At 72.4% G+C, this 26,233-nt stretch carries 26 protein-coding genes; 6 read left to right on the forward strand and 20 right to left on the reverse strand.

The window, feature by feature from the left end:
- Positions 1 to 49 precede the first annotated feature (49 nt).
- The 3 genes from AC6I72_RS11510 to AC6I72_RS11520 all read left to right on the forward strand — a co-directional run bounded on the left by AC6I72_RS11510 (position 50) and on the right by AC6I72_RS11520 (position 3,650).
- Positions 50 to 574: a PadR family transcriptional regulator gene (locus tag AC6I72_RS11510; RefSeq protein WP_498000696.1), complete on the forward strand. Its 525-nt coding sequence runs from the start codon at positions 50 to 52 to the stop codon at positions 572 to 574.
- Positions 571 to 1,260 carry an ABC transporter ATP-binding protein gene (locus AC6I72_RS11515; RefSeq protein ID WP_498000697.1) on the forward strand — a complete coding sequence of 230 codons (690 nt, stop codon included), beginning with the start codon at positions 571 to 573 and terminating at the stop codon, positions 1,258 to 1,260. The genes AC6I72_RS11510 and AC6I72_RS11515 overlap by 4 nt, the downstream gene beginning before the upstream one ends.
- A gap of 83 nt (positions 1,261 to 1,343) precedes the next feature.
- Positions 1,344 to 3,650 carry an ABC transporter permease gene (locus AC6I72_RS11520; protein ID WP_498004652.1) on the forward strand — a complete coding sequence of 769 codons (2,307 nt, stop codon included), beginning with the start codon at positions 1,344 to 1,346 and terminating at the stop codon, positions 3,648 to 3,650.
- Between the two features lie 147 nt (positions 3,651 to 3,797).
- Here AC6I72_RS11520 and AC6I72_RS11525 read toward each other — a convergent pair whose 3' ends face one another.
- Complete coding sequence (locus tag AC6I72_RS11525) at positions 3,798 to 4,757, reverse strand: LysR substrate-binding domain-containing protein (RefSeq protein WP_498000698.1); 960 nt, start codon at positions 4,755 to 4,757, stop codon at positions 3,798 to 3,800.
- A gap of 133 nt (positions 4,758 to 4,890) precedes the next feature.
- On the opposite strand from AC6I72_RS11525, the gene AC6I72_RS11530 reads away from it, so the two are divergent.
- Together AC6I72_RS11530 and AC6I72_RS11535 are read left to right on the forward strand one after the other, a co-directional pair.
- Entirely contained in the window at positions 4,891 to 5,445 is a 555-nt protein-coding gene (locus tag AC6I72_RS11530; RefSeq protein WP_498000699.1) for a peroxiredoxin, read from the forward strand.
- 3 nt (positions 5,446 to 5,448) lie between these two features.
- Positions 5,449 to 5,982 carry an alkyl hydroperoxide reductase gene (locus AC6I72_RS11535; protein ID WP_037862023.1) on the forward strand — a complete coding sequence of 178 codons (534 nt, stop codon included), beginning with the start codon at positions 5,449 to 5,451 and terminating at the stop codon, positions 5,980 to 5,982.
- A gap of 297 nt (positions 5,983 to 6,279) precedes the next feature.
- Here the strand turns inward: AC6I72_RS11535 and AC6I72_RS11540 are convergent, their stop codons facing one another.
- From AC6I72_RS11540 to AC6I72_RS11570, 7 genes are all read right to left on the reverse strand, one after another.
- Positions 6,280 to 7,674: an AI-2E family transporter gene (locus AC6I72_RS11540; protein ID WP_498000700.1), complete on the reverse strand. Its 1,395-nt coding sequence runs from the start codon at positions 7,672 to 7,674 to the stop codon at positions 6,280 to 6,282.
- Positions 7,675 to 7,800: 126 nt separating this feature from the next.
- On the reverse strand, positions 7,801 to 8,493 hold the full coding sequence (locus AC6I72_RS11545; RefSeq protein WP_498000701.1) for an aggregation-promoting factor C-terminal-like domain-containing protein: 693 nt from the start codon (positions 8,491 to 8,493) through the stop codon (positions 7,801 to 7,803).
- A 428-nt stretch (positions 8,494 to 8,921) separates the two neighbouring features.
- Positions 8,922 to 10,247 (reverse strand): RNA 5'-3' helicase PhoH2, encoded by a 1,326-nt coding sequence (gene phoH2 / locus AC6I72_RS11550; protein ID WP_498000702.1) that lies wholly within the window; start codon positions 10,245 to 10,247, stop codon positions 8,922 to 8,924.
- Positions 10,248 to 10,584: 337 nt separating this feature from the next.
- Positions 10,585 to 11,358: an isoprenyl transferase gene (locus AC6I72_RS11555; protein ID WP_498000703.1), complete on the reverse strand. Its 774-nt coding sequence runs from the start codon at positions 11,356 to 11,358 to the stop codon at positions 10,585 to 10,587.
- Between the two features lie 764 nt (positions 11,359 to 12,122).
- Positions 12,123 to 12,908 (reverse strand): class I SAM-dependent methyltransferase, encoded by a 786-nt coding sequence (locus tag AC6I72_RS11560; protein WP_498000704.1) that lies wholly within the window; start codon positions 12,906 to 12,908, stop codon positions 12,123 to 12,125.
- A gap of 77 nt (positions 12,909 to 12,985) precedes the next feature.
- Positions 12,986 to 13,864 (reverse strand): LLM class flavin-dependent oxidoreductase, encoded by an 879-nt coding sequence (locus tag AC6I72_RS11565; RefSeq protein ID WP_498000705.1) that lies wholly within the window; start codon positions 13,862 to 13,864, stop codon positions 12,986 to 12,988.
- A 29-nt stretch (positions 13,865 to 13,893) separates the two neighbouring features.
- On the reverse strand, positions 13,894 to 14,892 hold the full coding sequence (locus AC6I72_RS11570; RefSeq protein WP_498000706.1) for a prepilin peptidase: 999 nt from the start codon (positions 14,890 to 14,892) through the stop codon (positions 13,894 to 13,896).
- A 196-nt stretch (positions 14,893 to 15,088) separates the two neighbouring features.
- On the opposite strand from AC6I72_RS11570, the gene AC6I72_RS11575 reads away from it, so the two are divergent.
- Positions 15,089 to 15,529 carry a DUF192 domain-containing protein gene (locus tag AC6I72_RS11575; protein WP_498000707.1) on the forward strand — a complete coding sequence of 147 codons (441 nt, stop codon included), beginning with the start codon at positions 15,089 to 15,091 and terminating at the stop codon, positions 15,527 to 15,529.
- A 100-nt stretch (positions 15,530 to 15,629) separates the two neighbouring features.
- On the opposite strand, the gene AC6I72_RS11580 is transcribed toward AC6I72_RS11575, so the two are convergent.
- The 12 genes from AC6I72_RS11580 to AC6I72_RS11635 all read right to left on the reverse strand — a co-directional run bounded on the left by AC6I72_RS11580 (position 15,630) and on the right by AC6I72_RS11635 (position 26,233).
- Positions 15,630 to 16,265: an OmpA family protein gene (locus AC6I72_RS11580; protein ID WP_498000708.1), complete on the reverse strand. Its 636-nt coding sequence runs from the start codon at positions 16,263 to 16,265 to the stop codon at positions 15,630 to 15,632.
- Between the two features lie 10 nt (positions 16,266 to 16,275).
- Positions 16,276 to 16,860, reverse strand: coding sequence for a hypothetical protein (locus AC6I72_RS11585; RefSeq protein WP_498000709.1), 585 nt, complete (start codon positions 16,858 to 16,860; stop codon positions 16,276 to 16,278).
- Positions 16,861 to 16,894: 34 nt separating this feature from the next.
- Positions 16,895 to 17,500: a pilus assembly protein TadG-related protein gene (locus AC6I72_RS11590; protein WP_498000710.1), complete on the reverse strand. Its 606-nt coding sequence runs from the start codon at positions 17,498 to 17,500 to the stop codon at positions 16,895 to 16,897.
- Positions 17,497 to 17,730 carry a hypothetical protein gene (locus AC6I72_RS11595; RefSeq protein WP_498000711.1) on the reverse strand — a complete coding sequence of 78 codons (234 nt, stop codon included), beginning with the start codon at positions 17,728 to 17,730 and terminating at the stop codon, positions 17,497 to 17,499. The genes AC6I72_RS11590 and AC6I72_RS11595 overlap by 4 nt, the downstream gene beginning before the upstream one ends.
- A gap of 124 nt (positions 17,731 to 17,854) precedes the next feature.
- The gene (locus AC6I72_RS11600; protein ID WP_498000713.1) at positions 17,855 to 18,706 is read right to left on the reverse strand and encodes a response regulator; all 852 of its coding nucleotides are present in this window, start codon (positions 18,704 to 18,706) and stop codon (positions 17,855 to 17,857) included.
- A gap of 77 nt (positions 18,707 to 18,783) precedes the next feature.
- Entirely contained in the window at positions 18,784 to 20,013 is a 1,230-nt protein-coding gene (locus tag AC6I72_RS11605) for a sensor histidine kinase (protein ID WP_498000714.1), read from the reverse strand.
- A gap of 662 nt (positions 20,014 to 20,675) precedes the next feature.
- Entirely contained in the window at positions 20,676 to 21,563 is an 888-nt protein-coding gene (locus AC6I72_RS11610; protein WP_366723518.1) for a DUF5936 domain-containing protein, read from the reverse strand.
- Between the two features lie 37 nt (positions 21,564 to 21,600).
- Positions 21,601 to 22,542 carry a type II secretion system F family protein gene (locus tag AC6I72_RS11615; protein ID WP_498000715.1) on the reverse strand — a complete coding sequence of 314 codons (942 nt, stop codon included), beginning with the start codon at positions 22,540 to 22,542 and terminating at the stop codon, positions 21,601 to 21,603.
- 8 nt (positions 22,543 to 22,550) lie between these two features.
- The gene (locus tag AC6I72_RS11620; RefSeq protein ID WP_498000716.1) at positions 22,551 to 23,888 is read right to left on the reverse strand and encodes a TadA family conjugal transfer-associated ATPase; all 1,338 of its coding nucleotides are present in this window, start codon (positions 23,886 to 23,888) and stop codon (positions 22,551 to 22,553) included.
- Positions 23,885 to 24,292, reverse strand: a complete 408-nt coding sequence (locus AC6I72_RS11625) for a TadE/TadG family type IV pilus assembly protein (protein ID WP_498004653.1) — start codon at positions 24,290 to 24,292, stop codon at positions 23,885 to 23,887. Before AC6I72_RS11625 ends, AC6I72_RS11620 begins: the two co-directional genes overlap by 4 nt.
- A gap of 97 nt (positions 24,293 to 24,389) precedes the next feature.
- On the reverse strand, positions 24,390 to 24,719 hold the full coding sequence (locus AC6I72_RS11630) for a pilus assembly protein (RefSeq protein WP_498000717.1): 330 nt from the start codon (positions 24,717 to 24,719) through the stop codon (positions 24,390 to 24,392).
- A gap of 257 nt (positions 24,720 to 24,976) precedes the next feature.
- Positions 24,977 to 26,233: a CpaE/TadZ family protein gene (locus AC6I72_RS11635; protein ID WP_498000718.1), complete on the reverse strand. Its 1,257-nt coding sequence runs from the start codon at positions 26,231 to 26,233 to the stop codon at positions 24,977 to 24,979.

A 26,233-nucleotide genomic window follows, 5' to 3' on the forward strand; every position in this document is an offset into this window, starting at 1 on the left:
ACACTGGGCGTATACATCGTGCGTATACACGGTGTGTAGAGTGCTCCGCATGTCCATCGGTCACACCCTTCTGGGGCTCCTGGAGTCCGGACCGCGCCACGGCTACGACCTGAAGCGGGCCTTCGACGAGACGTTCGGCCACGACCGGCCGCTGCACTACGGCCAGGTCTACTCGACGATGTCGCGGCTGCTGAAGCACGGTCTCGTCGAAGTCGACGGGATCGAGGCCGGCGGCGGCCCCGAACGCAAGCGCTACGCCATCACCGCGGCCGGCATCACGGACGTCGAGCAGTGGCTGGCCACGCCCGAGAAGCCCGAGCCGTACCTCCAGTCGACCCTCTACACCAAGGTCGTCCTGGCCCTGCTCACCGAGCGCGACGCGGCTGACGTGCTGGACACCCAGCGGTCCGAGCACCTGCGCAGCATGCGGATCCTGACCGACCGCAAGCGCAAGGGTGACCTGGCCGACCAGCTGATCTGCGACCACGCCCTGTTCCATCTGGAGGCCGATCTGCGGTGGCTCGAACTCACCGCCGCGCGCCTCGAAAAACTCCGTGAGGCGGTGACCCGGTGACTCCTCCCCCCGGCTCCCTGTTGTCGGCCCAGGACCTGCGCAAGGCCTACGGCCCCACTCCCGCGCTGGACGGCGCCGAGTTCTCCATCCACCCCGGCGAGGTCGTCGCCGTGATGGGACCCTCCGGGTCCGGCAAGTCCACGCTGCTGCACTGCCTCGCCGGGATCGTCACCCCGGACTCGGGCTCGATCCTCTACGACGGCCGGGAACTGGCCACCATGTCCGACGCGCAGCGCAGCGCGCTCAGGCGCTCGGAGTTCGGCTTCGTCTTCCAGTTCGGCCAGCTCGTGCCCGAGCTGACCTGCGTGGAGAACGTGGCCCTGCCGCTGCGGCTGAACGGCACCCCGCGCAAGGAGGCCGAACGCACCGCGCTCACCTGGATGAGCCGGCTGGAGGTCGACGACCTCGCCAAGAAGCGGCCCGGCGAGGTCTCCGGCGGTCAGGGGCAGCGCGTCGCGGTCGCCCGCTCGCTGGTCACCGGCCCCCGGGTGCTGTTCGCCGACGAGCCGACCGGCGCGCTCGACTCGCTCAACGGCGAGCGCGTGATGGAACTGCTCACCGAGGCCGCCCGCTCCACCAACGCCGCCGTCGTGCTGGTCACGCACGAGGCACGGGTGGCCGCGTACTCCGACCGCGAGATCGTCGTCCGCGACGGCAGGTCACGGGACATGGAGCGCGTCGTATGAGTGCCCACCCGGCGTCCCCCGCCACCCGGCCCGAGGCGCCGCGCGCCTCCTCCTTCGTCCAGAGATGGGCGCGCGACCTGCGCATGGGCGCCAAGTTCGCCTTCACCGGCGGGCGCGAGGGCTGGACCCGGGTGCTGCTGACGGCCGTCGGCGTCGGGCTCGGCGTCGCGCTGCTGCTGCTGACGACCGCGCTGCCGACCGCGCTGTCGGTCCGGCACGAACGCGACCAGGCCCGCTCCGACTACACGTACAGCCAGAAGGTCAAGCCCAAGGCCGACAACACCCTCGTCATCTCCGACATCAACACGACGTTCGGGGACAAGGACATCCGCGGGCGGCTCGTGGAGCCCGAGGGACCGCGCGCCCCGCTCGCGCCCGGGCTCAGCGGTTACCCGGCACCGGGTGACATGGTGGTCTCCCCCGCGCTGAAGAAGCTGCTCGACTCCGACGACGGCAAACTGCTGCGCGGCCGGCTGCCCTACCGGGTGACCGGGACGATCAGTGAGAGCGGGCTCATCGGTTCGCAGGAACTCGCCTACTACGCCGGTGCCGAGGGCCTGGCCCCGCACATCAACGGCTGGCAGACCGCGCGGATCAGCGAGTACGGCTCGCCCCACCGGATGCCCGAGCGCCAGGACCCGGTCCTGATCCTGCTGGTGCTGGTCGTCTTCGTGGTGCTGCTGATGCCGGTGGCGGTGTTCATCACGGCGGCCGTGCGCTTCGGCGGCGACCGGCGCGACCGCAGGCTGGCCGCACTGCGGCTGGTCGGCTCCGACAGCCGGATGACCCGCCGGATCGCGGCGGGCGAGGCCCTGGCGGGCGCACTGCTCGGCCTGGTCTTCGGCGCGGTCTTCTTCCTGCTCGGCCGCGAGGCCGCGGGGTCGATGGAGATCGTCGGGATCAGCGTGTTCCCCAGCTACCTCAACCCGTCTCCGGCGCTGGCCGCGCTGGTCGCCGTCGCCGTCCCGGCGGCAGCGGTGCTGGTGACCCTGCTCGCGCTGCGCGGGGTGGTCATCGAACCGCTCGGTGTGGTCCGCACGGCCAAGCCCACGCGGCGCCGCCTGTGGTGGCGGCTGCTGCTGCCGGTGGCCGGCCTGGCGATGCTCACCCCCATGATGGGCAAGGGGCGCGACAAGGGCGACTTCAACCAGTACCTGGTGTCCGGCGGTGTCATCCTGCTGCTGATCGGTGTGACCGCGCTGCTGCCGTGGATCGTGGAGGCGGTCGTCGCCCGGCTGGGCCGCGGCTCGGTCTCCTGGCAACTGGCCGTGCGGCGGCTTCAGTTGAACAGCGGAACCGCCGCCCGCACGGTGAACGGCATCTCGGTCGCCGTGGCCGGCGCCATCGCCCTGCAGATGCTGTTCGCGGGGATCGAGGGCGACTACACCAAGGTCTCCAAGAACGACCTCGACCGGGCGCAGATCCAGGTGCAGCTCTCGCACGGGGTCGCGACCGACCCGGCCGTCGCGAAGTTCCGGCAGACGCCCGGGGTGCGCAAGGCCGTCGCGCTGGCGAACGCCAGCGTCGGCAGCACGACCGCCGCCTCGCCCGACGGCCCCAAGCTGAGTTCCGAGGTGACCATCGGCGACTGCGCGGCGCTGCGCGAGGTGGCGGCCCTGCCCTCCTGCCGTGACGGTGACGTCTTCGCCGTCCGGGGCGCCGAGTACGACACGGACACGCCGGCCCTGGCCAAGCCCGGCAAGAAGCTGTACATGGACACGTCCCAGGGGATGGAGGCCCCCCACGAGGTGCGCTGGACGGTGCCGCAGGGCCTGAAGAAGGTCCGCGCCATCACGGACCCCACGGGCATGGAGCACGGCGGTTTCCTGCTGACGCGGGGCGCGCTGCCGGCCTCGGCCGGGCAGCCCTCCGCCCAGGTCTACGTCTCGATCGACGGCTCCGTGCGCGATGTGCACGAGTACGTGCGCAACACCGCGGCGGACGTGGACCGGTTCGCGGAGGTGATGGTCTGGACGTCCAGCCAGAAGTCGGAGAAGTTCACCTCCATCCGCACCGGGCTGCTCGTCGGCGCCACCTGTGTGCTGGCGCTGATCGGCGCGAGCCTGCTGGTCTCCCAGCTGGAGCAGTTGCGGGAGCGCAGGAAGCTGCTGTCGGCGCTGGTCGCCTTCGGCACCCGGCGGCGCACACTCAGCCTGTCGGTGCTGTGGCAGACCGCGGTCCCGATCACCCTCGGGCTGCTGCTGTCGCTGGCGGTCGGCCTGACGCTGGGCACGGTCCTGCTGAAGATGACGGCCACGGCCCTGAGCATCGACTGGCCGAGCGTGCTGACCATGACCGGCATGGGCGCGGGGATCGCCCTGGCGGTGGCCGTGCTCAGCCTGCCTCCGCTGCTGCGCATGATGCGCCCGGAGGGCCTGCGCACGGAGTGACCTCCGGCCGGCCTCCGGCCGCCCTGGGCCCCTTTCCTCCCACCCGGGAGGCGAGGGGCCCTGGCGCGTTCGGGGCGGTACGCGCCGGGGGTACGGCCGCCGGGGGGCCGGGGCGGCCCGCGGGTGAGGGCCGGGCAGCCGGGCGGCTCAGTCCTCGGAGTCGAGCACCCGTACGGGCAGCGCCCGCAGGTCGGTGCGCAGGGCGGCGGCCAGTTCGCGGTACTCCGCGCCGCGGGCGGCGCCGGTGCGCATGACGAGGGCGATCCGGCGGGCGGGGGCGGGGTCGGCGAAGTAGCCGGTGAGGAGCTGGTTGCTGCGGGAGATCTCCACCTTGAGCGCGGTGCGCGGCAGCAGCGTGCAGCCGAGGCCGCCCGCGACGAGCTGGACCAGAGTGGACAGCCCGGCGGCGGTGGTGGTCACCGGGGCGTCCTCGCGGCCCGCCTCGCGGCAGATGTCCAGGGCCTGGTCGCGCAGGCAGTGCCCCTCGTCGAGGAGCAGCAGGTTCAGTTCCTTCAGGGCCTCGCGCGGTATGCCCTCCCGGCCGCCGAGCCGGTGGTCGAGAGGGGTGACGAGCACGAAGTCCTCGTCGAACAGAGGGAGTTCGGTGACGCCGGGCACGCCGAGCGGCACGGCGAGCAGCAGCAGGTCGAGCCGTCCGCCGGACAGCCCCTCCAGCAGGCTCGCGGTCTGCTCCTCGTGGACCTGGAGGTCGAGATCCGGGTAGCGGTCGTGGACGAGGCGCAGGACGGTGGGCAGCAGGTAGGGCGCGACGGTGGGGATGACGCCGATGCGCAGCACACCGGTGAAGGGCGCCCGGACCGCCTCGGCGTCCTCGATGAGCGCCCCGACCTCGTCCAGGACCGCCTTGGCCCGCACCGCCAGACGCTCACCGGCGGGCGAGAGCAGCACCCTGCGCGTCGTACGCTCGACGAGCGTCACGCCGAGGGTGTCCTCCAGGGCGGAGACGGCACCGGAGAGCGCCGGCTGGCTCATGCCGATCGCGGCGGCGGCGTCCCGGAAGTGCAGGTGCTCGGCGACGGCCGCGAAGGCGCGCAACTGGGAGAGGCTGGGCAGGCTCCTGCGCCTGGCGGCACTACCGACGGTCACTGATAACCACCTCCGATCAACCCGACCGAGTGTAGCTATTTCCGTAATCAATTGACTCTGTGCCAACATCATCAGGGTCCAACCCATGGGAAACACGGGCAAAGCCGGTGTTTCTTCGCTGCAAGGAGAGCGTGTGCTCACTGTCGGTGACAAGTTCCCCGAGTTCGAACTGACCGCCTGCGTCTCGCTGGAGAAGGGCAAGGAGTTCGAGAAGATCAACCACAAGACCTACGAGGGCAAGTGGAAGGTGATCTTCGCTTGGCCCAAGGACTTCACCTTCGTGTGCCCCACCGAGATCGCGGCCTTCGGCAAGCTGAACGACGAGTTCGCCGACCGCGACGCCCAGGTCCTGGGCTTCTCCGGTGACTCGGAGTTCGTCCACCACGCCTGGCGCAAGGACCACCCGGACCTGCTCGAGCTGCCCTTCCCGATGATGGCCGACTCCAAGCACGAGCTGATGCGCGAGCTGGGCATCGAGGACGAGGACGGCTTCGCCAAGCGCGCGGTCTTCATCGTGGACCAGAACAACGAGATCCAGTTCACCATGGTGACGGCGGGCTCGGTCGGCCGTAACCCCAAGGAGGTCCTGCGGGTCCTGGACGCGCTGCAGACCGACGAGCTGTGCCCGTGCAACTGGAGCAAGGGCGACGAGACCCTCGACCCGGTCGCGCTGCTGGCTGGTGAGTGAGGCATGTCCCTCGACTCCCTGAAGTCCGCCGTCCCGGACTACGCCAAGGACCTCAAGCTCAACCTGGGCTCGGTCATCGGCAACAGCGACCTGCCCGCGCAGCAGCTGTGGGGCACGGTGCTGGCCACGGCCATCGCCTCGCGGTCGCCGATCGTCCTGCGCGAGCTGGAGCCGGAGGCGAAGGCGAACCTGTCGCCGGAGGCGTACACCGCGGCCAAGTCCGCGGCGGCGATCATGGCGATGAACAACGTCTTCTACCGCACCCGGCACCTGCTGTCGGACCACGAGTACGGCACCCTGCGCGCCGGTCTGCGGATGAACGTCATCGGCAACCCCGGCGTCGACAAGACCGACTTCGAGCTGTGGTCCTTCGCGGTCTCGGCCATCAACGGCTGCGGCATGTGCCTGGACTCGCACGAGCAGGTCCTGCGCAAGGCGGGCGTCGAGCGTGAGGTCGTCCAGGAGGCCTTCAAGATCGCCTCGGTGATCCAGGCCGTCGGCGTGACGCTGGAGGCGGAGGCCGTCCTCGCGGAGTGACTCCGTGAGAACGCCGCAGGAGGGGCCCCGCCCGGGCATCGGGTGGGGCCCCTCCCGCGTTGCCGGGGCGGGACACCGGCGTGGTGCCGCCCCGGCGGCGGGGCCACGCACTGCTGCGGAAGCCGCGCGCCCGGGAGCGGGGCCAGCGTGCCGTCCCGTTTCTCGTCCTCACCGACCGTCCAGGTCAGCGCGGGAACCGGGTGCCCGCCGCGGTGGTGTGCGCCCCGACGGCGAGGCCCGCCTCGCCCGCCCGGGAGACCAGGATCCCGGCCCGGGCCTCGGCGCCGTCCGGCTCGGCTACGTCTCCTCGGTGGGCGCCGGCGGCTCGGACGGCCCTGCGTCCGGCGGTGTGGCCGCGGCGGGCGCCGCCACCGGTGCCGCGTCCACCTCGGTGGCGGCCGCCGGTGCGGTACCCGGCGCGGGGGCCCCCGCCGTCGCGGCCGCCCGCGGCCGGGCGTGCCGCAGCGCCGCCTCCCGGGAGTACTGGCGCAGGTAGCCCACCACCGTGTTGGTGACCGCCACCAGCGGCACGGCGACCACCGCCCCGCCGATCCCCGCGATCATGCCGCCCGCCGCGACCGACAGGACCACCGCCAGCGGGTGCACCCGCACCGCGCGGCCGAGGATGAACGGCTGGAGGACGTGCCCCTCGATCTGCTGGACGGCGAGCACGACGACCAGCGTCATCACGGCGGTGAACACACCCTGGGTGACCAGCGCGACGACCACCGCGAGCGCGCCCGACACCACCGCGCCCACCAGCGGGACGAAGGCGAACAGGAAGATGAACACGGCCAGCGGCACCGCCATCGGCACGTTCAGGAAGTAGATCCCGAGGCCGATGAAGATCGCGTCGATCAGCGCCACGATCACCGTGCCGCGCACGTACGCCGTCAGCGTGCGCCAGGCGCGCGGGCCGGCCCCGGCCACGCCCGGACGGGCCGCCGCCGGCACCAGCTTCAGCGTCCACTCCCAGATCCGCCGCCCGTCGTAGAGCAGGAACAGCGTCGAGAACATCGTCAGCAGGATCCCGGTCAGGGCCTCCACGATGACCGTGACGCCCTCCAGACCGGCGGACGTTATCTGGTCGGTGTTCGCGCCGATGGCGTCCCGCAGGCTCTTGGCGATCTGGTTGATCTGCTTGTCGGTGACGTGGAAGGGGCTGTTCAGCAGCCACTTGCGCAGTTCGTCGATGCCGTCCTGGATCTGGTTGGAGAGGTTGTCGATGTTCTCCATGACCTGCCAGGTCACGAACCAGCCGATCAGGCCCATGATGACGAAGCCGAGGATCGCGGTGAGCGCGGTGGCCGGTCCGCGCGGCAGCCCGTGGCGCCGCAGCCGGGCCACCGTGGGCTGGAGCAGGGCCGTGATGAGCAGCGCGGCGACGAAGGCCAGCACCACCAGCTGCACGGCGCTGATGACCTTCATCAGCACCCAGACGGTGCCGGCGAGGACGAGGACGCGCCAGCCGGCCTCGGCGGCCACCCGCACCCCCCAGGGCACGGCCTGGGCCGGGTCGGGACGGGCGGGGACGACGGTCACGTGATCGACGGGCACCACCGGGTCCGCGGACGGCTCCGGCTCGGGAGCGGAGTGGTCCTTCTCCACCTCGGCGCGACGCTCGTCCAACCGCTCACCCATCTCGGTCAGTCCGGCACCGAGCCGGCCGAGCCACCCTGGAACTCGCGACATGATCCGTCCTCTTCCCCCGTCCTTGACCACCACGCCCCCTGGAGTCGTTCCGACAGACGCTACATGGCAAAAGCCCCTCCCCCTAGGACGGGGAGGGGCTGCGCGGGGTTGAGCACGCCGGGCGGCTCAGTAGTTGTGGTTCACCTGCCAGTACGACCAGGCGTCGCACGGACTGCCGTAGCGGACGTTCATGTAGTTGAGGCCCCACTTGATCTGCGTGGCCGGGTTGGTCCGCCAGTCGGCGCCCGCGGACGCCATCTTGCCCGCGGGCAGCGCCTGGACGAGGCCGTAAGCGCCCGAGGAGGGGTTGACCGCCTGGTAGTTCCAGGTGGACTCGTGGTTCACGATGTTGCTGAAGCACTGGAACTGGCCGCTCGGCACGATCTGCCGGGCGATCGCCTGCACCTGGGCCACGGTGTAGGAGCCCTGGACGGGGAAGTCGGAGGCGTCACGCGTGCTGCGGGTGGTCGCCTTCTTCTGCTCCTCCCGCTGCTTCGCCTCCTTGGCCGCCTTCTCGGCGGCCTCCTTCTTCGCGATCGCGGTCTCGGCGGCCGCCTTGCGGGCCGCCTCCTCGGCGTCCTTCTTGGCGCCGGCGTCCGCGGCGATCGCCTGGGCGTCGGCCTGCTGCGTGAGGGACGCGGTCTGCACGGGGGCCTGCTGGCCCACCGGGATGTCCGCGAGGAGGGTGGCGTCGGCTGCCATCGCTTCGGCGTCGTTGTTCTGCGCGGTGCTGCCCGAGGCAACACCCACGACGCTTCCGACGGCGGTGACCGCGGTGGCGGAGGCCACTGCGAGTCCCCGGACCGAGATCCGGCTCACACGGTTTCCTTCCAGCATCGCCCGCTTCGGTGACCCTCGCGGACGCGATCGTGCCCCTGGCACTGGCCTCCCAACTACGGGTCACGGAGGCGCGGGCCCGGTGGACAACTCCCGTGACGGGAGAGCCGCGTGGTGCTTCGGGCGGCATACGACGCCGTTATGGAGTTGAGGGTGATGCTCTGGGGGCGCTACGCCGCTGGGGGCACAGCTGTGTCGTATGCGGGGCCTGACAGGAATGAGACTCTGCCGTAACCGAACGCCGAGAGGCAATTCTGAGTTGCGTGGGAAAGCTCACACCACGTTCGGCCCACGGGATTTCGGGAAATGCCCACGCGTGACGGCGCCGCCCGGCTAGGCTCTCGGCCTTTGCCGGACGGCGCCAACTCCCGCACATATGCCCCCGAGTGGAGCAATGGTGCGAACGACGGTCAGAGGTGCCCGTCCTCCAGCATTTCGGTCACCAGGGCGGCGATCTGCGACCTCTCGGACCGCGTCAGCGTGACGTGCGCGAAGAGCGGATGCCCCTTCAGTTTCTCCACGACGGCGACGACACCGTCGTAGCGGCCGACCCGCAGGTTGTCCCGCTGCGCCACGTCATGGGTGAGCACCACCCGCGAGTCCGCGCCGATCCGGGACAGCACCGTCAGCAGGACGTTGCGCTCCAGGGACTGCGCCTCGTCCACGATGACGAACGCGTCGTGCAGCGACCGGCCGCGGATGTGCGTGAGCGGCAGCACCTCCAGCATCCCGCGCGCGGTGACCTCCTCGATGACCTCGCGCGAGGTGACGGCCGACAGCGTGTCGAAGACGGCCTGCGCCCACGGGCTCATCTTCTCCGCCTCGGTGCCGGGCAGATAGCCCAGCTCCTGCCCGCCGACCGCGTACAGCGGACGGAAGACCATCACCTTCTGGTGCTGGCGGCGCTCCAGCACCGCCTCCAGGCCCGCGCACAGCGCCAGCGCCGACTTGCCGGTGCCGGCCCGGCCGCCCATCGACACGATCCCGACGTCCGGGTCGAGGAGCAGGTCGAGCGCGATCCGCTGCTCGGCGCTGCGGCCCTTGATGCCGAACGCCTCCCGGTCCCCGCGCACCAGGCGCACGGCACCGTCCGGGGTGACACGCCCCAGCGCCTTGCCGCGCTCCGAATGGATCGTCAGCCCGGTGTGCACGGGCAGCTCGGCGGCCTCGGGGACGTGGAGGTGCCCCTGGTCGAAGAGGATGTCCACCTGTTCGGCGGGCAGCGTCAGTTCGGCCATGCCGGTCCAGCCGGAGGCGTCGGTGATGGCGAGTTCCGCCCGGTACTCCTCGGCGAGGAGTCCCACGGAGGACGCCTTGATCCGCAGCGGCAGGTCCTTCGAGACGACGGTGACGTCGAATCCCTCGGCCTGCAGGTTGCGGGCGACCGCGAGGATGCGCGAGTCGTTGTCCCCCAGGCGGTAGCCGGTGGGCAGCACGCTGGGGTCCGAGTGGTTCAGCTCGACCCGGACCGTCCCGCCGAGGTCCCCGATCGGGATGGGGGCGTCCAGGCGACCGTGCCGGACCCGGTAGTCGTCCAGCAGGCGCAGGGCCTGCCGGGCGAAGTAGCCGAGTTCGGGATGGTGCCGCTTGGCCTCCAGTTCCGTGACCACGACGATGGGGAGCACGACCTCGTGCTCGTCGAAGCGGGTCAGGGCGTTCGGGTCCGCCAGCAGGACGCTGGTGTCGAGAACGTAGGTGCGCCGGTCTGGCTTGTGGCGCTTTGTGCTGGTCACCACGGAAGGACGTACCCCCTCGGATGAGGTCGGGGAGCGACGAGGTGGATGCCGGGCCGGGAGGGTGGGGGCATCGGGGCCGGTCGCCGGCCGCGATGCGCGGGCCGGGAACCGGCCCTCCACGTCTTCGTCCGCACTGTGACCGCACGGTCGGGCTGGTGCAACGGGCCTCCCGGGCGGACGGCCCCGAGCCGCCCGCTGAGATCCGACACCCGGGGTTCGGGTGTCGACCTGCCTGGGTTATGCCCTCGAACATGCACCGCCATGCAGAAGCGGGGCACGGCGCACGGATGAACTCCTCGTGAAGACGGGTACGGGCCCGGCGGGCCGTCCGCCCGGGTCAGCCGCCGTAGCGGCGGTGACGGGCCGCGTAGTCGCGCAGCGCGCGCAGGAAGTCGACCTTGCGGAAGGCCGGCCAGAAGACCTCGCAGAAGTAGTACTCGGAGTGCGCGGTCTGCCAGAGCATGAATCCGGACAGCCGCTGCTCGCCGCTGGTGCGGATGACGAGGTCGGGGTCGGGCTGGGCCCGGGTGTAGAGGTGCCGGCCGATCATCTCGACGTCGACGGCCTCGGCGAGGTCCTCCATGGACACGCCCCGGTCGTGGGCGTCGTGCAGCATGGAGCGCACGGCGTCGGCGATCTCCTGGCGCCCGCCGTACCCGATGGCGACGTTGACCACTATTCCCTGGACGTCGGCGGTGGCCTCCTCCGCCTCCTTGAGGACGGCCTGCATGCCGGAGGGGAGCAGGTCCATGGTGCCGACGTGGTGCACGCGCCAGCGGCCGTCGGCGGCCAGCGTCCGGACGACGTCCTCGATGATGCCGAGCAGCGGGACCAGCTCGTCCTGGGGCCGGTCGAAGTTGTCCGTGGACAGCAGCCAGAGGGTGACGACCTCGACGTCCGTCTCGGTGCACCAGCCGAGGAACTCCTCGATCTTGTCGGCGCCGGCCCGGTGTCCGTGCACGGTGGTGGAACCCGAGGCCTTCGCCCAGCGGCGGTTGCCGTCCATGATGACGCCGATGTGCTTGGGCACCTGAGCGTGGTCCAGGTGGCCTTCCACCCGGCGCGCGTACAGCCTGACCAGCAGGCTGCGCAGCTTGTCGCGCAGGTTCACGTGTTCGTCAGCCCCTCCGTATGGATCGGACAGGCGCAGCCGGGGGCGTTCCCTGCCCGTGCGGCGGCCTCGTCCGTATGGCGGTCCCCGGGGCGAAGCCTACCCCCGGCACCCCCAGGGTCCCCCAACGGGCGGTCACGCGCGCCCCGGCGTCCGGCCGCCCCGGATCCGTGCTCCGCGCCGCACGGGCACCGGCGCCAAGGGGGCGGAGGGGGCGGACGGAAGCGGAAAGAAAAACGGGCCGGTCCGTGGGGGGGAGACGGACCGGCCCGAGGGGGGGTTTCCACCATAACCCTTCGTAAGTGATGCTGCGTGCATCAGCGCGCCACAACTACTCTCCGGAATCACCCGGCGACGGGCCGACGAGCACGGAACCTGCCATTCCCTGGTCGGTCGTGGCCGGATGACAGCGAATCCACAGGGAAATTCGGCCGAATGAGACAGGATATGCAGGGTTTGCGCCATCCGGGGGCGGGCGGCGAGTTGTCCTCGATTACCCCTCCCGGGCGACCCCACCGTTCACACCCGCTTGACGCCGGGGGCGCCCGGGGCCCCGTACGGCCGGGCGGGGACCGGTGGCCGCCATCAGGGGGGCCCGGCGCCGCGCAGCCCCCTCCACTGCGCGATGCCACCCGCGCGACTTTGCTCACGCGAATTTCGTTGGTCTGAACTTACGCCGGACGGAGCAGTGACGGGAGGGGAATGCGATAACGATGTGGAAACTGTGACTGCCCGGGAGGGCCGCCGGGGCCGCCGCGGGCCCCTCAGCTCGGCTTGCGGGCCTCGAAGAGATGGCGGGTGCTGTGCGCCACGAACGGGCCGTCGGCCGTCATCCGCTCGTGCAGCTCCCGCAGCCGGGGCTCGTACGCCTCCACCGTGAAGCCGGGGACCATCCAGACCACCTTGCGCAGGAAGTGCACGACGGCCGCGATGTCGTGGAACTCCACGCGCAGCCTCTCGGACCGCAGGGCGGCCACGTCGAGACCGGCCGCCTCGGCCTGTGCCCGCTCCTGCTCGGGGTGGCGGGCCCGGCGGACCTCCTCGGGCTGCGGACCCAGGAAGTACTCGACGAGTTCGAAGACGCTGGCCGGTCCGACGTGCTGGGCGAAGTACGTACCGCCGGGGCGCAGCACGCGGGCGATCTCCGTCCAGTGCGGGCGGACGGGGTGCCTGCTGACGACGAGGTCGAAGGCGCCCGGGGCGAACGGCAGGGGCGCGTCCTCGTCCGCGGCGACGACCACGACACCGTGCGGGCGCAGCAGTTCGGTGGCCTTGGCCACGTTGGGCGGCCACCCCTCGGTGGCGGCCAGGAGCGCCGGGACCCGGGCGGCCCGGCCGAGGGCGAAGCCGAACACCTCCCCTCCTCCGGTCTGCACGTCGAGGACGGCCTGCGCGGTGGCCAGCCGGCCGGCCACCGACACGGCGTACCCCCAGGAGGGCCGCTCCTCGGTGGCGCGCCCCGCGAACCAGGAGAAGTCCCACCCCTCGGTGGGCACGGCCGCCCCTTCGGCCACGAGGTCCTCGAACGTGCGGTGCTGACGGTCTGCCATGGCAGCGATCCTCCCAGGTACGGGCCTGGGCCGCCGCCGGATTTCCGGCGGCGGCCGCTCCGCGCGGTCCGGCGCCGTCAGGACACCAGCGGGCGCACCTGGCGGGCGGCGAACCGGACGAAGCCCTCCGGGTCGGGTTCGTCGGCCGTCGGCTGGAGGACCACCGTGTCGGCACCGGCGTCGGCGAGCGCCGACACGGCCTTGGCGACGTCCTGGGCGTCACCGGCGACCCCCAGGCCGGGGACGGCCGCCAGCCCCTCGGCGGCCAGCTCGGCCCGCAGCCGTCGCTCGGCGTCGGGGCCGGTGGTGGTGAGCAGGTAGACGACGACGCGGTGCGGGTCGTCGCGGCCCGCGGCCTCGCGTCCCTCGTCGATGAGCCGGCGGGCCCGGCGGACCCCCTCCGGGGAGGTCGCGACGGTCAGGATCGTGCCGTCGGCCGCCTCACCGGACAGGCGGAGCGTGCGCGGCCCGGTGGCACCGGCGAGGACCGGGACGTCGCTGCCCGCGGGCGGCGGCCAGTCCAGGGCCACGTCGGTCAGGCGGACGTACCGGCCGTCCGTGGTGACCCGCTCACCGCCCAGCAGGGCGCGCAGCGCGCCCAGGTGCTCGCGCAGCAGCGTCAGCGGGGACTCGGCGCGCGCCCCGACCTGCCCCATCCAGTCCTGCACGCCGTGCCCGACACCGAGCCGGGCGCGGCCGGGGAAGAGCCGGTGCAGCGTGGCCGCCTCCATCGCGGTGACGGCGACGTTGCGCAGCGGGACGGGCAGCAGGCCGACGCCGATCCGGACCCGCTCCGTCCAGGCCAGGGCGGCGGCGGCCGTGGAGATCCCGCCCTCCAGGAAGCAGTCCTCCCACAGCCACAGCTCCTCGAGCCCCGCCTCGTCGGCGAGGCGGGCGATCGAACGCAGCCACTCGGGGGGCAGTTGGGGGCGGAAGACGACGCCGAGTCCGGTCATGCGGGCTTCCTCCCCACGTCCCGCCCGCCTCATGCCACGGCGGCCGCCCCCAGCAGCACTCCCGTGAACGCACCGCCGATCATGAACGGTCCCAGCGGCATCGTCGCGCCGCGCCCCGCCCCGCGCAGCACGATCAGTCCCAGCCCGTACACGGCTCCGTAGAACAGCCCGGCGAAGCCGCCCGTGACCAGCACCGGCCAGCCGTACCAGCCGAGGACCGTGCCCAGGGCGAGGGCCAGTTTGACGTCGCCGAAGCCCAGGCCGGCCGGGTTGACGAGGAAGAGCACGAAGTAGCAGGCGCCCAGCGCGAGACCGCCGAGCAGCGCCCTCGGCCAGGAACCGGAGGCGGCGGGAGCGAGCGCGGCGACACCCAGCAGCGCCGCGGTCGCGGCGGCCAGCGGCAGGGTCAGGACGTCCGGGAGCCGGTGGACGCGGTGGTCGACGAGCGCGAGCAGCACACCGGCCGGCGCGGCGAGCAGCCAGACCGCCGCCTCGGGGTGCGGCCCGGTGGCGGCGGCGAGGACGGCGCACACGAGCGCGGTGACGGCGGTGACGAGGGGGGTGCTGGGGCCGTATGCGGCGCAGTTGGGGGTGGCAGCGGGGGTGGGGTGGGGTGTTCGGGAGGCGCGGGGGTGGGCGGTGGCGGTGTGAGGGGCGGTGGCCGTGTGGGGGGTGGGGGTGTCGGGGGTGCCGCTGGCTGCGGCTTTGTGGGGGGCGGCTTCGGGGGGTGTGGTGGGGGTGGGTTGGTGGGGTGCGGGGGTGGTTGTTCGGGGTGCGGCTTCGGGGGGTGCCGGCGGGGCTGGGTCGCTGTAGGGCGCGAGCGGGGCGGGGTGGGTGTGGGGTGCGGTGGAGGTGCAGCGGGCCGGGCCCAGCCAGCCGCCGAACACCCCGGTGATCGTGTGTCCGCCGGGACACTCCGCCCGCCACGGCTCACCGGCGGCCACCGACAGGCGGTGCGCGGCCCGGGGCACCAGCAGCCCGGCGCCCGCGCCCCACAGGACGGCGACCACGATCAGGAGTACGCGCACGCCGGGACCCTAGCGGGGGACCGGGCGGTACGGCATGGGCCCGTGGACCCAGGGTCCGGGCTCGCGGGCCCAGTGCGTGTCGGCGGCGTACCCATGACGTGCCGGTGGCGTGCTCCTGACGCGCCCGTGGCGGGGCTGCCGGCTGGGGGATACGGTCGGCCGGACACTTCGCGGCGGAGCGGGAGGGCGGCCCGGCATGGCAGGACGCTGGCGGGACGGACGGGGCCGGCTGGTCGTGCCCGGGGGTGCGGGCGACGGAGACGGAGGGGGCGAAGGGGAGGCGGGAGCGGGGGCGGTGACGGTCCCTCTCGAACTGGCGACGTCCTACCGGGCCCGCACGCGCGGGCTGCTCGGCCGCGACGCCGTCGACGGCGCCCTCCTCCTCTCCCCCGCGGGCAGCATCCACACCTTCGGCATGCGTGTCCCCATCGACGTCGCCTACCTCGACCGCGGCCTGCGGGTCCTCGCCGTCGTCACGATGCGGCCGGGCCGCCTGGGCCGGCCCCGCCTCCGCTCCCGGCACGTCCTGGAGGCGGCGGCGGGGGCGATGGCGCGGTGGGGGGTGCGGGCCGGGGTGCGGGTGACGGTGGAGGCGGATTTCCCTGCTGGAGCCCCAGGGCTCGTTCACCCGGACTGAGCACCGGTCGCGGAGATCACCGTGTAGGCGACGCGCGTCCCGGCGTTGGTCCGCAGTCAGGTCCGGGGGCGGTCAGCTCCGGGCGGTCGGCTCCGGGCGGTCAGCTCTGGGTGCGCGGGAAGGTGACCTCCACTCGGCGGTTCTTCTTGCGGCCGTCCTCCGTGGCGTTGTCCGCGATGGGGTAGTCCTCGGCGTAGCCGCGCACGTCGAAGGTGATGGCCGGATCGTTCAGCTCCTGGGAGAGGACGTCCTGGACGGCGTTGGCGCGCTGCTTGGACAGGACGACGCCGTGTTCGTGGGTGCCGAGGTTGTCGGTGAAGCCGAAGACCCGGACCTGGGAGGCGTTCTGCTTCCTGATCTCCTGGGCGATGGCGTCGATGCGGGACCTGGCCTGGTCGCTGAGTTTGGCGCTGTCCTTGGCGAACAGCACCTCGGCCTGCAGCGCGAACGTCACGTCCGTGTTGGTGTCCTCACGGCGTTCCTCGCCGCCCTGGTCCTCGACCACCGACTTGATGTCCAGCACCTTCGGCGCGGCGAGGGTCGCCCCCTCCGGGAGCTTGAGGTCCGGGTCGTTCGGATCGACCTTCACGGGGGGCGCGGCGGAGGACTCGGTGCCCGGCGGGACACTCGGGGCGGTGCCGTCGGCACGGGCCGCGGCGGCTCCGCAGAGGTCGGCGGCGAGCAGGAGGGCGACGACGCCCAGGGCGAGAGGGAGCCGGGCTGGGGTGTGGGTCATGGTGGCCGCCTCACCCGGAGATCTTGACGGTGCCGCTGGAGAAGGTGGGGAGTTGCAGGGTCACGTCGGTGGTGCCGGGCGGGGGGGCGGGGAATTGCATGAAGACGGGGATGGTCTGGCCTGACTCGATCGTCGTCAGACCAACCGTCGTCAGTGGGCGTCCGTCTGTGTCCCGGAGCACGTAGTAGCGCTTCTTTCCGTTGGAATCCACCAGGGTGGCTCCACCGAGCGACTGACCATGCTTGATGATCTCGGTCTCATCCCCACTCATCTGAGACGGGAGGACGGCTGACTTGGCCCCGTCGTTCTTGATGCTGCCGTTCACGGTGACGAAGCCACCGGAGTCCCGCTGGGCAGAAGCGACATCGAAAAGCAGACCGTCCGGCCCCCGAAGCTCTGCCAATGGAGCTTGCGACTGCTCCTCCTGAGCACTCGGGACCGAACCGCCGCCGCCTTTGGAGGCCGAGGCGGTGGGCGCCTGGGGCTTGTCGTCATCGCCGCCGCTGCCGCAGCCGACCGCACCGACGGCCAGACCGGCCGCCATGGTCAACGCGAGTAGCCCCCTGCGGGCCCTCACAGTGAACCGAATGCTCATCGCTCTGCTTCCTTCGTCGCTCTGTGTTCGGGAGTCAGTCGGCCAGGTGGACGTCGAACAGGTCTTGAGGCCGAGGGAGGTCGGTGACGTCCTTGGGGTCCAGGTGGTCCCAGTACCGGTTGTTCTTGCAGACGAGGCGCGGCAGCACAGAACGGTCCGCGTCCGCGGGCAGGGGCTCGAACGTACAGAGCCGCTCGATCACCGCAGTGGCGTGCGCCTTCGAGTGCTTGCTCTCGGTGATGGGGACGACCGACTTGCCCATCGCCTTGTTCGTCACCACATCGACTGTGTAGCTGAGCGGACCGCTCTGCACACAGTCACGTACCTGGGCGTCGTTCCGCTCGGCGAGTTCGTAGGCGCGCCAGCAGGACGGTTCGAGCCCGTCACCGTTGCCGTCGAAGATCCTCTGCCACTCGTCCGGATCCGCCACGTCCTTCAACCACTCAGCCGCGAGCTGGTCCCGGGTGTCCTGCGCAGCAGCGAGCGCTGCAGCGTCGGCAGCCGTCTGCGCACCACTTCGGTTCACCGTCGCCTGGCCGACCGCGAAGTACGCCAACCCGAGAAAGAGCAGGCCCGCCACCACCGTGATGTAGATGGGGAAGGCCTGTCCTGCGTCACCGCACCGGCGGAGGTGCGTCAATTGCCGACCTTGCCGATCAGTCCTGTGATCTTGTTCAGGATCGTCTGCCCGATGCTCGTGCCATTGATGACCAGGACGATCGCCACGACGACGGCGAGGATGCCCAGATACTCCACCGCCGTCTGCCCCTTGTCGCCGGCGCGGCGTTGCATCGCTCGGGTGGTGGTGTTCTTCCAGCCGTTCACGCGGACCTTGGTCGCCACCACGGTCTTCAGCATCAGGTTGCTCATGGTGTTCCCCTCCGGGTTCGGGCGCGGTGCCGGTTGCGGCGGGGGCAACGTACGGCCGGGCGGGCGGGGCGGCCGAGGGTCCGTGGGCCCAATTCCGGGCCCAGATCCGTACCGGCATCCCAGGTCACCTCGCTTCCCGTGGCGTGGAGCCGGGGGCCGTGCCCAGCCACTTCGCGGCGGCCTCGGCGCGGCTGGTGCTGTGGAGCTTGGCGAAGATGCGGTTGACGTGGTTCTTGACGGTCTTCTCGCTGATGAAGCACGCGGTGGCGATCTGCCGGTTCGTCATGCCGGACGCGATGAGGTCCATGATCTCCGCCTCCCTCGCGCTGAGGTGGAACCTCGACCTGTCGACCGGGGACGACTGTCTCACAGATGATTGCATCTGCGAAAGGGTTTCCGCAGGGATACGTCGATTATTGGTTGTTGAGGGTTCCTTGACGTGTGCGTTCGCATCCATCTCGCCCAAGCCGTCCGACAGGGAACCCCCGGCGGGCGCCGGGCCACGGCGCAGTTGGGCCAGCAGCGCTCCCGTCGCCGTCGACGTGAAGCGGGCGTGCCCCTGGCTGACGTCCCGCACCGCGTCGATCAGCTGGCCGGCCGTGAACTCGCCGTGGACCAGGTAACCGGCCGCGCCCCTGCGCAGGGCCTCCCGCACGACCTCCGGTTCGCCGCTGTAGGTGAGCATCAGCACCGGGGCGACCGGCACCAGGTGGGGCAGGGCGGAGATGCCGTCGACGCCGGGCATGCGGACGTCGAGCAGGACGACGTCCGGGCGGTGCTGGTGCGTGGCTTCGCAGGCCTCGCGGCCGTCCGCCGCCTCCGCCACGACCGTGATGTCCTCGCGGCCGGAGAGCAGGGCGGTGAGACCGGCCCGGACCACCGGGTTGTCGTCCGCGACGACGACCCGCAGGGGCGCGCGACGGTGGGGATCCGGGCCCTGGGGCGAGGGCGGGCGCGGCGGTGTCTCGTGCGGCATCGGGCCTCCTCTCGGGCTCGGGGCGAGTGGTGGGTGAGGGGCTGTTTGCGGGGGGGTCCACCGGACGGGAGCGGCGGTCACGGCGGTGGAGGCGGGGGGCGGGGCGGCAGGGCGTCCAGCGGTAGTTCGAGGGACACCGCGGTGCCCTTCGCGTGGCGTCCCGGGCCGATGGTCAGGCGGGCGCCGATCGCCGCTGCCCTCTCCGCCATGCCGACCAGGCCGAAGTGGCCGGTGCGGCGCAGTTGTCCGATGGTGGTGCCCGGGGGCAGGCCCCGGCCGTCGTCGACGACGCTGAGGCGCAGCAGGCCGCCGTCGCGGCCCACCCGCACGTCGACGCGGCTCGGCGCTGCGTGGCGGTGCGCGTTCTCCATCGCCTCCGCGGCGATGGAGCGGAGCTGGCGCGCCACTGCGGGCGACAGGAGCGGGGGCGTTCCTCCCGCCGTGGCGCCCTCGGGCGGGAGGCAGGCGGCGGGCAGGCCGGTGCGGGCGCTGAAGTCGCGCACCTCCGCGTCGAGTTCGGCGAGCAGGTCTCTTCCGCCGTCCGGGCCGTGGTCCGGGTCGTGTGCGCGTCGCAGGTCCGTCAGCAGCGCGCGGGACTCGGCCGCGGCGCGGCGGGCCGAGCGGGCGACGAGGTCCGCCTGCTGCCGGATCAAGGCGGGGTCGGGGCGGTCCGCGCCGGCCGAGCGGGCCAGTCCGTCGGCGGCCAGCGCCACGCCGTGCAGGGTCTTCGCCACGGAGTCGTGCATCTCCCGGGCGAGGCGGGCCCGCTCGGCGCTCACGGCCTCGCTGACGGCGAGGCGGGCCTGGACCGCGGTCAGTGTCCGGCTGGCCTCGCCGAAGCGGAGGAGCAGCGTGCGCTGGGTGGCGCCGGCCGCGCCCACGACGACGCACAGTCCGGGGAAGAGGGCGGACTGGGCGAGGTTGGCGTGCAGTTCCCTGGTCGCGGCGTAGACAAGGAACAGGATGAGGGACTGGAGCGAGGCGAAGATCGCGGCGCCGCGCCAGCCGTAGACGAGGCCTGCGAGCAGGGGCGTGCAGACGCTGACGTAGGCCAGGGTGCTGTCCGGGCCGGCCGCGACGAGCAGGAGCGCGCCGAAGAGGGTGTCCAGGGCCAGCAGGGTGGGGTGGCGCAGGAGCAGCGGGCCGAAGCGTTCCCAGTCGCGGAAGAGGACGTAGGAGCCCATGAAGGTGACGACCACCGCGGCACCGACGAGGCGTACGGCCAGGCCGGGGGCGGCGTGGACGAGGGCGGCCGGGGCGGACAGGGCGATCATCGCCAGCCGGAAGGCGAAGACGTGCCGGCACATCGCCTGGAGGGCACTGATCTGAAGCCTCTCCGGAGCGGCGAGGCCCTGCGGGGCGGGTGCGGCAGGGTTCGGTCCAGGGGGGCGAGTCCCTGGGGGTTCGGTCCGGCGGCGCGGGGCGGGGGTGGAGGTGGGGAGGCCCGGATCGGCCGGAACGGAAAGGCCCTGCGGGGCCGGGGCGGCGAAGCCCTGTGGGTCCAGGGGGGTGGGTTCCTGCGGATCCTCCGGTCCGGCGGGCAGCCGCCGGTCCGGGCCGGTGGTCCCCCGCCGGTCCGGGCCGGTGGTCCCCCGCGGGATCGGGCGGGTGGCCCCCCGCTGCTCCGGTCCGGCGGGCAGCCGCGGGACCGGTCCGGTGGTCCCCCGCGGGACCGGGCCGGTGGACATCCGCGGAATCGGCCCGACGGCCCCCCGCGCGTCCGGACCAGCGGAGTCTTGCGGCCGTCGGCCCGACTGTTCCGGCGCCCCCGGCTGCTCCCCTGGACCCGGCTGTTCATGCGCCCCCGGCACGCCTGACCCCGGCTGTTCCGGCGGAGCCGGCTGCTCCCGTGGGCCCCGGGGTCCCGGTACGGCCGGCAGGGGCTCCGGTGTCGCCTTCGCGGCGGGGCGTGGGCCGTACGGGCGGAGGTGTTCCTCCTTGGACGGCATGTCCGTGGCCACCTGTCTTCCTACTTCCCCGTGACAGAGCCGAAGTCCACGCCGGAGCCCAGGAGCAGGCCCGCGCCGAGGAGGATGAGGGTGGCCGGGACCATGAAGGTGGTGATCATCATGGTGGCCTTGGGGACCGCGCGGGCGGCCTTGCGGCGGGCGTTCTGCGCGTCGGTGCGGCGCATGTCCTTGGCCAGGGAGACGAGGGTGTCGACGATCGGCGCGCCCAGTTCCTCGCCCTGCTGGAGGGCGGTGACGAACATCGCGACCTGTTCGGAGTCGTTCCGGCGGCGCAGTTCCGCGAAGGCCTCGCGGCGGCTCATGCCGAGGTCCATCTGGCGCAGGGTGATGCGCAGTTCGTCCGCCCACGGGCCCTCGTAGCGGGAGGCCACCCGGTCCAGTGCCTGGCGGAAGCCGAGGCCCGCGCTGACGACGACGGCGAGGACGTCGAGGAAGTCGGGCAGCGTCCGCTCGATCACGTCCCGGCGGATCCGGATCGCCGACCAGATGCCCACCTCGGTCCAGAACGCGCCGAACGCGAAGAGGAGCAGGGCGACGACGAACTGGCCGCGCAGCAGGCAGAGCAGGCCGCCGAAGCCGCCCAGGAAGCCGTACACCGCACGGCGGGCCGCGTACCGGTCGATGGTCAGGCCGCCGGGGTTGCCGGCCAGGTCGATCTTGCGGCGGTAGCGTGCGACCAGCTTGGGGCCCATCAGGCGCAGTACGGCGGGGGCGTAGCGCATGCCCATGCGGTCGATGAGCGAGCCCACCGCCCCGGTGCGGGTGGAGCCGACCTCCAGTGCGAGCGCGAGGTCGCTGGGGAGCCGGGCGTCCGCGCGGTACATGCGGATGCCGGCGAAGGCGCCCCAGACGCCGAGGCCCATCCCGAGTGCGAGCAGCCATGCCATCGTCGATCCTCTCCTTTCCGGCGCTGCCGTCGACCGGTCAGACGTCGATGCGGGACATCCGGCGGATGAGGAAGAAGCCGACGGCGTACAGCGCGAAGGCGATGATCACCGCGGCCTGGCCGAGCGGTGAGCCCGTCATGCGGTCCAGGGCGCCCGCCTTGACGCCGTTCATCAGGAAGAGCGCGCCGACGCCGAGCACCGGCACCGCGTACGAGGTCATGTTGACCTGGGAGAGCTGGGTGCGGACCTCGCGGCGGGTCTCCTTGCGCTCCTCCAGGGTCTCGGTGAGGTTGCGCAGGGCACTCACCACCTGACCGCCGGCCCGGTTGGAGAGAACCAGGGTGGTGACCAGGACGACGAGTTCGCGCGAGGGCAGCCGGTCCGCCAGCTCACCGAGGGCGTCGTCCATGGACGCGCCCAGGGCCAGCTGGTGGGCCACCTTTCCCAGTTCCTCGCCCGCCGGGGCCTCCAGTTCCTCGGCGGCCATGCCGATGGCGGTGCGCAGGGCGAGGCCTGCCTGGGTGGCGTTGGCCAGGATGCGGGCCAGTTCGGGAAGCTGGTTGATGAACTTCTCGATGCGTCTGGCGCGCTGCCAGTTGAGGAACTGCACCGCCGCCCAGATGCCGAGGAGTCCGGCGAGCGGGCCGAAGAAGGGGGCCAGGGCGGCCTGGCCGATCAGCCAGAGGGCGGCGACGACGACGAGCATGCAGGCGGTGAACTCGCCGGGGGTGATGTCGAGGCCGGTGGCGGCCAGCCTCAGTTCGAGTTTCCGGCCGAGGGCGGTGCGCCGCAGGCGGCGGTCGAGGGAGCGGAAGCGGCGCCTGCGGCCCTGTGGAGCACCGCTGGTCAGGGCGAGCCGGTCGACGAGTTCCGCCCGCTGGGCCCGGCCCGTGGCGTAGGCGTGCAGTCCGAGGACGGCCAGGACGCAGGTCAGCAGGGCGGCGCCGGTGGTGAGGGTGACGAGGGTGCTCAGGTCCATGGGGGCTCCTACCTGGCTTCCCGAGTGGCCAGTTGGTCTGCGGACTGGGCGATGCCGAAGGCCTGCGGGACGGGCTGGCTCGCCATGTAGAGGCGGTCGGCGGCGCGGCGGGGCAGCGGATGGTGCTCGTAGACGCCGTGGATGCGGCCGTCGGCGGACATGGGGCGCGCGGCGAAGCGGGCCACGGTCGCCAGCCGGTACGGCTCGCCGCCGTGGCTGTCGAGCAGGGCGATCTCGGTGACGCGGCGGGCCCCGTCGGCGAAGCGGGTGAGCTGGACGATGACGTCGACGGCGCTGTTGATCTGGTCGTGCAGGGCGGGGAAGGGGATCTCGACGTCGGACATGGAGGCGAGGGTCTGCAACCGCATCAGCGCGTCCTCGGCGCTGTTGGCGTGCACGGTGGCCAGCGAGCCGTCGTGGCCGGTGGACATCGCCTGGAGCATGTCCAGCGACTCGCCGCCGCGGACCTCGCCGACGACGATGCGGTCGGGGCGCATGCGCAGCGAGTTGCGCACCAGGTCGCGGATGCTGATGCGGCCCCGCCCCTCCACGTTGGGCGGGCGCGCTTCGAGGCGTACGACGTGGGCCTGCTGGAGCTGGAGTTCGGCGGAGTCCTCGATGGTGATGATGCGGTCGCTCTCGGGGATCAGTCCGGAGAGGGCGTTGAGGAGGGTGGTCTTGCCGGTGCCGGTGGCACCGGAGACGATGATGTTGAACCTGGCCTGCACCAGCGCGGCGAGCAGGTAGAGCATGGGTTCGTCGAGCGAGCCGAAGCCGATCAGCTCCTGGAGGGTGAAGGAGCGCGGGAAGCGGCGGATGGTGAGGGTGGGGCCGGTCAGCGCGAGCGGCGGGATGATCACGTTGACGCGTTCGCCGGACGGCAGCCGGGCGTCGACCATCGGGTTCGTCTCGTCGACCCGGCGGTTGACGGTGGAGACGATGCGTTCGATGGTCTGCATCAGCTGGTCGTGGGAGGCGAAGCGGAGCGGGAGCTGTTCGACCCGGCCGCCGCGCTCGACGAAGATCGAGTCGGGTCCGTTGACCATGATCTCGGTGATCGAGGCGTCTTCGAGCAGGGGCTCGAGGATGCCGAGGCCGAGGGCCTCGTCGACCACCCGGCGGATCAGCTGGGAGCGTTCGGCCGTCGACAGGACCGGGCCCTCGCGGCTGATGATGTGCCCGAGCACCCGCTCCAGCCGTACCCGGCGCTCGGCCGGGGCGAGCGCGCTCATCTCCGCGAGGTCGATCTCCTCCAGGAGCTTCGCCCGGTAGGAGGCGACCAGGTGGGCGTCCTCGCCCCGGCTGCCGTTCTCCTCGGGGGAGTTGATGCGTGCGCGCAGACTCATGGGGGCGGGGCTCCTCGTCCTTCGTCAGTGGTCGAGCGGGAGTCGTCGAGCGGCATGGTGGCGGTCTTGCGGACGGTGCCCACCGGGTTCCACAGCGGGATGACGGAGGGGATGCGCACGGTGGCCGTGACGGTGACCGTGTCGCCTCCGGGTTCGGGATCGCAGGTGGTGCGTCCGGAGAGTCCGCCGCTGACCGCCGCCGTGCACGCCGCCTGCGCGTCGTGCCCGAGCGAGGCCGCGCGCGCCCCCGCCCGTGCCGCGGTACCGGCCTGCTGGGCGGCGTACGCGACGAGGCCGAACTGGATGACCGCCATCGCGACCAGCAGCAGGACCGGGATGAAACCCAGGTACTCGATGGCGACCTGACCGTGATCGCGGGGCCGGCGCCCTCGCCCGTGGCGCACGTCGGCACGCCGCCCGCGGGACAGCTCGTGAGGCACGTCGGCACGCCGCCCGGGGGGCGGCGCGTGAGGCACGTCGGTACGTCGGGCGGGGAGCATCTCAGTCCTTCACCTCCTCCACGGCACCGGCGTGACCGGTCACCGGGACCGGGAAGCCGATCAGGCCGGGCAGCAGGACGGGAACGTCCAGGTGCACCGTCGCCGTGACGAAGCCGGTGCCCCGGCCGCCGCACTCGATCCGGGCACCGTCCCGCCACGCGCTCGGCAGGTCCTCCAGTCCCGCGCGTTCACAGGCCCCCTGCAGGTCCCCGGTGGCCGCCGTCCCCGCCCGCACGGCCTCGTCCGCCGCGTTCCCCGCCAGGGTGAAGGTGTATCCGAGCAGCACGCACTGCCACATCAGGACCAGCGTGATGACGATCGTCGGCGCCATGCCCAGGAACTCCACGGCGACCTGCCCGCTGTCGGACCGGGCGCCGCCGCATAAGAGCTGCGGACAAAAGCGGGCCCCGGCGGCCGGCGCCCGGCACGCGCCCTCGCCGTGTTGCCGGAAGGCCCTGACAGCTCCGCTACAAGGACCTTCCGGCGCCTTGCGATCGCACGCACCGGACACCGCCCGCTGACCGGAACCCACTTTTGTCCGCAGCTCCAAGCGTCCCCGGGCCCGTCCCCTCCCCCGCCTCCGTCCGCTCATCCCCCCGCCTCCCTGCGCCGCCGGAAGCTGACCGCGCCCCGGTCGCCCCGCATCCGGCCGTGGCCCTTGTGGGTGCCCACCGGGCTCTTGACCAGGCCGAGTTCACCGGCCAGGCCCCACAGGGCCTGCTTCACCGTGCTGCGGGCGTCCAGCTCGTGGAGGCGGCCGGCGTCGACCACGGCCTGGAGTTCCTTGAAGTTCGCGGGGACCGCCGTGCCGGCCACCGCCGTGCCGGTGATCTTGCCGATGAGCGCGGGCTGGATCTCCGTGGCGCGGGTGTGGCGGTTGACGACGACGGTCGTCTCCTCGGCCTTGCGCACCTGGAGCCGGTCCCACATCCGCACGGTCCGCTTGGCCGCCCGCACCGCCACGACGTCCGGGGTGGTGACGAGCAGGGCGGTGTCGGCCATCTCGACGGCCGCCGCGCCCGCCCCGCCGAGCTGTGCGCCGCAGTCCAGGACGACGACCTCGTAGCGGGAGCGCAGGGCACCGACGATCTGGCGGGCGGCCCGGTCGGTGACCTCCTCGCCGCGTTCGCCCTCGCCGGGGGCGAGCAGCAGGGCGACGCCGGTGTCGTGCCGGAAGACGGCGTCGGCCAGGACGCGCGGGGAGATGTCGCTGATGGCGGCCAGGTCGACGACCGAGCGGCGGAACTGGACGTCCAGGTAGGAGGCGATGTCGCCGGTCTGCAGGTCCATGTCGACCAGGGCCGTGCTCTGCCCGGAGGCCTGGGCGGCGAGGGCGAGCTGGACGGCGGTCAGCGTGGCCCCGACGCCGCCCTTGGCCCCGCTCACCGTCACCAGGCGTCCGCCGGCGCCGGGGAACACGTCGCCGCCGTGGCCGAGGTGACGCCGAACGCCCACCGACCACTGGGCGACGGCCTGGACGCGGCTGGCCAGTTCCTCGTAGCTCAGCGGCAGGGACACCAGTCCGCGCGCGCCGCAGTCCATGGCGGCGGAGAACAGGCCGGGGCTCGCGTCGGAGGTGATGAGGATGACGCCGACCGCCGGGAAGCGCAGGGCGACCTCGCGGATCAGTTCGAGCGCCGGGACGGGGCCGACGCGTTCGTGCACGACCACGATCTCGGGCAGTTCGTCGACGGATTCGGCGGCCAGGCGCGCGAGGGTGTCGACGAGCTGCGTGGAGTCGGCGACGGGGGTCACCGGCTCCGCGTCGGGGAGCTGGCTGAGCAGTGTCGTGAGGGACCGGACCGCGTCCGCGTCGCCGACTGCCGGGAGGATCCTGGTGGGCAT

Source organism: Streptomyces sp. Xyl84 (assembly GCF_059731885.1).

Bases quoted from the DNA above. Each gene is read 5' to 3' on its own strand.
- AC6I72_RS11620 (WP_498000716.1), bottom strand. From the start codon at position 23,888: ATGAGTCTGCGCGCACGCATCAACTCCCCCGAGGAGAACGGCAGCCGG.
- AC6I72_RS11560 (WP_498000704.1), bottom strand. From the start codon at position 12,908: ATGGCAGACCGTCAGCACCGCACGTTCGAGGACCTCGTGGCCGAAGGG.
- AC6I72_RS11585 (WP_498000709.1), bottom strand. From the start codon at position 16,860: ATGAGCATTCGGTTCACTGTGAGGGCCCGCAGGGGGCTACTCGCGTTG.
- AC6I72_RS11510 (WP_498000696.1), top strand. From the start codon at position 50: ATGTCCATCGGTCACACCCTTCTGGGGCTCCTGGAGTCCGGACCGCGC.
- AC6I72_RS11610 (WP_366723518.1), bottom strand. From the start codon at position 21,563: ATGGCATGGCTGCTCGCACTCGGGATGGGCCTCGGCGTCTGGGGCGCC.
- AC6I72_RS11580 (WP_498000708.1), bottom strand. From the start codon at position 16,265: ATGACCCACACCCCAGCCCGGCTCCCTCTCGCCCTGGGCGTCGTCGCC.
- AC6I72_RS11575 (WP_498000707.1), top strand. From the start codon at position 15,089: ATGGCAGGACGCTGGCGGGACGGACGGGGCCGGCTGGTCGTGCCCGGG.
- AC6I72_RS11565 (WP_498000705.1), bottom strand. From the start codon at position 13,864: ATGACCGGACTCGGCGTCGTCTTCCGCCCCCAACTGCCCCCCGAGTGG.
- AC6I72_RS11635 (WP_498000718.1), bottom strand. From the start codon at position 26,233: ATGCCCACCAGGATCCTCCCGGCAGTCGGCGACGCGGACGCGGTCCGG.
- AC6I72_RS11540 (WP_498000700.1), bottom strand. From the start codon at position 7,674: ATGTCGCGAGTTCCAGGGTGGCTCGGCCGGCTCGGTGCCGGACTGACC.
- AC6I72_RS11600 (WP_498000713.1), bottom strand. From the start codon at position 18,706: ATGCCGCACGAGACACCGCCGCGCCCGCCCTCGCCCCAGGGCCCGGAT.
- AC6I72_RS11630 (WP_498000717.1), bottom strand. From the start codon at position 24,719: ATGGCGCCGACGATCGTCATCACGCTGGTCCTGATGTGGCAGTGCGTG.
- AC6I72_RS11595 (WP_498000711.1), bottom strand. From the start codon at position 17,730: ATGAGCAACCTGATGCTGAAGACCGTGGTGGCGACCAAGGTCCGCGTG.
- AC6I72_RS11605 (WP_498000714.1), bottom strand. From the start codon at position 20,013: ATGTGCCGGCACGTCTTCGCCTTCCGGCTGGCGATGATCGCCCTGTCC.
- AC6I72_RS11535 (WP_037862023.1), top strand. From the start codon at position 5,449: ATGTCCCTCGACTCCCTGAAGTCCGCCGTCCCGGACTACGCCAAGGAC.
- AC6I72_RS11520 (WP_498004652.1), top strand. From the start codon at position 1,344: ATGGGCGCCAAGTTCGCCTTCACCGGCGGGCGCGAGGGCTGGACCCGG.
- AC6I72_RS11615 (WP_498000715.1), bottom strand. From the start codon at position 22,542: ATGGACCTGAGCACCCTCGTCACCCTCACCACCGGCGCCGCCCTGCTG.